At 42.2% G+C, this 4,799-nt stretch carries 3 protein-coding genes and 1 pseudogene; all 4 read left to right on the top strand.

Annotated features, from left to right (window positions below):
- Nucleotides 1-637 (top strand): toprim domain-containing protein (locus ACKI5J_RS16380; protein WP_407430564.1); only part of this gene is annotated, 637 nt, incomplete at its 5' end.
- A gap of 137 nt (nt 638-774) precedes the next feature.
- Entirely contained in the window at nt 775-1,164 is a 390-nt protein-coding gene (locus tag ACKI5J_RS16375) for a plasmid mobilization protein (RefSeq protein WP_407430563.1), read from the top strand.
- Complete coding sequence (locus ACKI5J_RS16370; RefSeq protein WP_407430562.1) at nt 1,152-2,396, top strand: relaxase/mobilization nuclease domain-containing protein; 1,245 nt, start codon at nt 1,152-1,154, stop codon at nt 2,394-2,396. The genes ACKI5J_RS16375 and ACKI5J_RS16370 overlap by 13 nt, the downstream gene beginning before the upstream one ends.
- An 18-nt stretch (nt 2,397-2,414) precedes the next feature.
- Nucleotides 2,415-4,342 (top strand): annotated as a pseudogene (mobC, locus tag ACKI5J_RS16365) (conjugal transfer protein MobC).
- The last annotated feature ends 457 nt before the right edge of the window (nt 4,343-4,799 follow it).

Below are 4,799 nucleotides of genomic sequence, written 5' to 3'. Positions count from 1 at the left end.
TCTTAGTAGTAACGGTTACTTTCCAATGCCTCTTCAGCAGCCGAACCAGCTTTCAGTAAAGGTAGAAGGTGCTAAGTTAAAGATAACTTCAGTATTGCCGCTAACCAGTCCTGCCTTACTCAACTATTTAAACCAAAGGGCCATCGCCACGAAACTTGTGCAACAGTATTGTGTCCAGCTGAAATATAGGTTCGAGCAGCGGGACTATTTCGGAATAGGCTTCTCTAATCTGTCCGGTGGCTACGAAATTCGTAATCCCTTTTACAAATACAGCAGCGCCCCAAAAGATATTAGCGTCTTTAAAAATGGAGGCGAGACTATCTCTGTCTTTGAAGGGTTTATGGACTTCCTCGCATTCTTAAGTGTAAAGGATAGAGAACATCAAGCTATCGACTTTCTGGTGCTCAATGGAATCGGGTTCTTTGAGAGAGCCAGATATATCATGGAGGATTACAAAAAGATCTCCCTTTATCTGGATCGGGATAAGGCAGGGATGGAGACTACCCAAAAGGCCTTAAGTATTTCACCATTGTATGAAGATCGGAGCAAAGGGTATAGCAACTTTAAAGATGTGAACGAGTGGGCCGTCCACTTAAAGGAACGACCTCACTGTAAAATAAGCCGCCGCTTAAGATGAGTAGAGTCCGAAGAAGCGAGATTGCCCTGTTCCTACAATCGGCAAGATGTCCGATTGTATCACAATCGATTTTTTATAGAAGCGCCCTCACTCCGAAGTCGTGGGCGTAGATGCGTAAATAAACAAGGAGAAAACAGATGCCTAATGACAAAATAAATCGTGAAAAGTGGCTGCATTTGAGGTTGACAGAGGATGAATTATCCAGCATCAGGCTGGCGTTTTCTAAAACTACACAGCGAAAGATGAGCGACTATGCCAGGAAGATTTTGTTAGGAAAACCTATAGTTGCTACCTATAGAAACAGCTCGCTGGACGAGCTAATGAATGAGCTCATCAGCCTGAAAAAAGACTTGAACGGAATAGCGAATAACTTTAACCAGGCGGTTCACAAACTCCATACGCTGGACCATCTGACCCAGTTTGATGAGTGGCTGTGTCGTCATGAAGAGCTTCGGAAATTGTTATTTTCCAAGATCGAAGAGATTCGTTTGGTAATGCTAAAACTGGGAGAGGAATGGTTGCGATAATTAAATCAGGAAGCTCCCTGCACCGCATTTTTAATTACAATGAACAGAAGGTGAGCCAGGGTGTAGCGCAATGTATCCTTGCGGAAAATTATCCCATGGAAGTGGAGGATTTAGGAGCCAATCAGAAGCTCAATAGGTTGCTGAACCAAGCCAGGCTGAATGAAAATGTGAAGCGCAACAGTATCCATATCTCCCTGAACTTTGCGCCGGGTGAGCAGCTTACAATGGATCAACTGGCTGAGCTTTCAAGAGATTACATGGCAGCCATTGGCTTTGCTGAGCAGCCTTTTTTGGTCTATCGCCATGATGATGCTGCGCATCCACACATCCACATCGTGACTACGAAAATCAGGCCTGATGGAAGTCGTATCGATACCCAAAACATCGGCAGGAATAAAAGTGAACCTGCCCGCCAGTTGCTGGAAAAGAATTATGGCCTCGTGAAGGCAGAAGATCAGAAAAAGGACATTTATAAAGTGAAACCCATCCTCAACGACGTAGCAGAATATGGAAAGACACCAACAAAGAGAGCGATCACTAATGTACTGGAATACGTCTTAAACCGCTACGCTTACACTTCTATCCCCGAGCTTAACGCGGTTTTGAATAACTACCATGTGATGGCCGATCGGGGTAAGGAGAACTCCAGGGTTTACCAGCACAGTGGGCTGTATTACCAGCTTACCGACAAAGGTGGAACACGAGTAGGAGTCCCCGTTAAAGCAAGCAGGATCCATTTTAATCCAGGGCTAAAATACCTGCAGCTGCAGTTCGAAAAGAATAGAGTACGCAGGAATAATGGAAAGCAGCAGCTAAAAGAAGCGATAGACCTGGTGCTTAAGAATCATCCAAAATCTATGCAGCAGCTTGTATTTCTGTTGAGGAAATCCAATGTTCAACTAGTAACAAGGGCCAATGCGGATGGTGTGATTTTCGGGTTAACCTATATTGATCATCGAAGTAAATGTGTCTTCAAAGGTAGTGCTTTAGGAAAAGCATACAGTGCAAAGGCTGTATGTGAAATAATAAATCACGCACAGGTAAACAGGGGTATTGAAGCTAATCATTCCAGGTTTGACACTGCTTCCTTTCGGGACTCGAGTAATGTTCCATCACCAGACGCATCGTTGGTACACCTGCTTACCCAGGCAGAAGAAACTTATGAGCCGCTTCCTTTCCAGTTAAAGATGTCGGGCAGAAAGAGAAAAAAAAGAAGAAAAATCAACACCTAATATTCTATCATTATGGCTATACAAACCGGAGAGAACGAACAGGCAATGCGGAAGATCCTGGACATGACCAGGTTTATCGCAATCACTATTCTATTATTGCACTTTTATCATTACTGCTATGCAATATTTGATTATTGGAACTGGACGAGCGGTTTTACGAATCGCCTTCTGAATCATATATCATCGACTGGTCTCTTTAGTTCTTTTCACAAATCCAAATGGATAGCGTTAGGATTCTTATTGATATCCCTGATGGGAGCAAAAGGAAAGAAGGACGAAAAGCTTAGCGATAAAACGGCGCTTAGCTATCTTTTCTTGGGTCTTGTTTTTTATTTCGTATCTTATTTCTTTCTTGTGGGAAGGCCTTTTATAGCTATCTATCTGATGCTTTATATGGCGGTCACCTCCCTTGGATTTCTGCTGGTGATCAGTGGCGGGACTTTACTTACGCGTATCATACGGGAGAAACTGGAAGGAGATATTTTCAATAGTGGCCAGGAGACTTTTCCGCAGGAAGAGCGGTTGCTGGAGAACGAATATTCTGTGAATCTTCCTGCCCAATATAAGCTGAAAGGAAAGATTCGCAAGAGCTGGATCAATATCATCAATGGTTTTAGGGGACTGCTCGTATTGGGTACACCTGGTTCCGGGAAGAGTTACTTCGTCATCAGGCATGTGATTACCCAGCACATTCAGAAAGGTTTTTCCATGTTTGTCTATGACTTCAAGTTTGCTGATCTTTCTGTAATTGTATATAATCACTGGCTGAAAAATAAACACCGGTATGCAATTGAACCCGAATTTTATGTGATCAATTTCGATGACCTGACCCGTACCCATCGGTGCAATCCGCTGGACGCAAAAGGGATGACTGATATTACAGATGCAGCAGAATCTGCAAGAACCATCCTTATCGGACTCAACCGGGAGTGGATCAAAAAACAGGGGGATTTCTTCGTGGAATCGGCCATCAACTTTGTAACTGCCATCATTTGGTTCTTAAAAAATATCAGGATGGAAAGTACTGCACATTACCACACGTGATCGAACTGATGCAGGTGGATTATAAGGAGTTATTCAGCCTTTTGCTGACAGAAAAAGAAATAGAAGTGCTCATTAACCCATTTATCAACGCTTATAAGAATGATGCAATGGAGCAGCTGGAGGGACAGATTGCATCTGCAAAAGTAGCGATGGCCAGGTTGTCCAGCCCACAGTTATATTATGTGCTATCGGGAAATGACTTTACCCTGGATATCAATGATCCGGTGAAACCCAAGTTGGTCTGTATGGGGAATAATCCGCAGAAGATTCAGATTTACGGCGCAGTCTTGTCACTTTATGTGAACAGATTAATCAAGCTTGTCAATCAGAAGGACAAGTTGAAAAGTAGTTTGATATTTGATGAATTTCCAACGATTTATTTGAATGGCGTAGACAGCCTGATTGCTACAGCGAGGAGTAATAAAGTGGCAACCACCTTAGGTATACAAGACCTCAGCCAGTTGAGAAAAGATTACGGAAAGGAGCAGGCAGATGTCATTATGGGAATCGTGGGAAATGTGATTTCCGGACAGGTGACAGGAGATACGGCCAAACAATTATCCGATAGGATAGGACGAATCATGCAAGACCGGGAGAGCCTTTCTATCAACAGTGGTGATACTTCTATCAGCCGTTCCAAACAGCTTGAAGCGGCAGTGCCGGCTTCTAAAATCGCGGCTTTAAGCTCTGGAGAATTTGTAGGAATGGTTGCTGATGATCCGGGTAAAAAGATAGAACTGAAAGCATTCCATGCTGAGATTTTAAATGATCATACATCTTTAAAAAAAGAAATAGACGCGTATAGGATGATTCCGGTGATCAGGCAGATATCTGAAGATAGGATTCAAACGAACTACCTGGGAATCAAATCTGATATCGATAGTATTCTGGCTAAACGTTAGCAAATTCATCCACGAATCTGTCAATGTATCGCCAACTCAAAAATAAAGGATTCTGGTTAATAAACGGTCCACCAGAAAGAAGTAGTATCTAGTATGTTCGATTTGCTAAGCAGCTTGAATGTTTTTTGCTATATCAAATTGAGCCCAGCGACACAGTGTTCTTCTCATTGATTAAAAACATAGCTTTGAATATCGGCTTTTAATCAGAAATTTGTTATTTTTACTGTTAAAAAGTTTGCAGTTTATCCCAGATTTAGATGAGTGAGTAGTTGGTGAGTTAGTGTGATTTATTTCGTTTAAATATTTGATTGTCAATTGTTTAATTCGGTTTGTTTCACTCCCTCTCTCTCCGCTGATTAAATTTATCAAAAGCAACCAAAACCCTGCGAATTGTAGGGTTTTTTGTTTTTATAATTTGCCTAAAATCGCCAATAATTCGCATATTTCTGTTGAGTAG

It is taken from the genome of Arcticibacter sp., from assembly GCF_045629565.1.
GTDB lineage: Bacteria > Bacteroidota > Bacteroidia > Sphingobacteriales > Sphingobacteriaceae > Arcticibacter.
Note: the sequence above shows the minus strand (reverse complement) of the source record. Positions and strands in the feature narration are given on the sequence as shown.

What these genes read in the sequence shown, in the direction of transcription:
- ACKI5J_RS16375 (WP_407430563.1), top strand. Translation starts at nt 775, where the DNA reads ATGCCTAATGACAAAATAAATCGTGAAAAGTGGCTGCATTTGAGGTTG.
- ACKI5J_RS16370 (WP_407430562.1), top strand. Translation starts at nt 1,152, where the DNA reads ATGGTTGCGATAATTAAATCAGGAAGCTCCCTGCACCGCATTTTTAAT.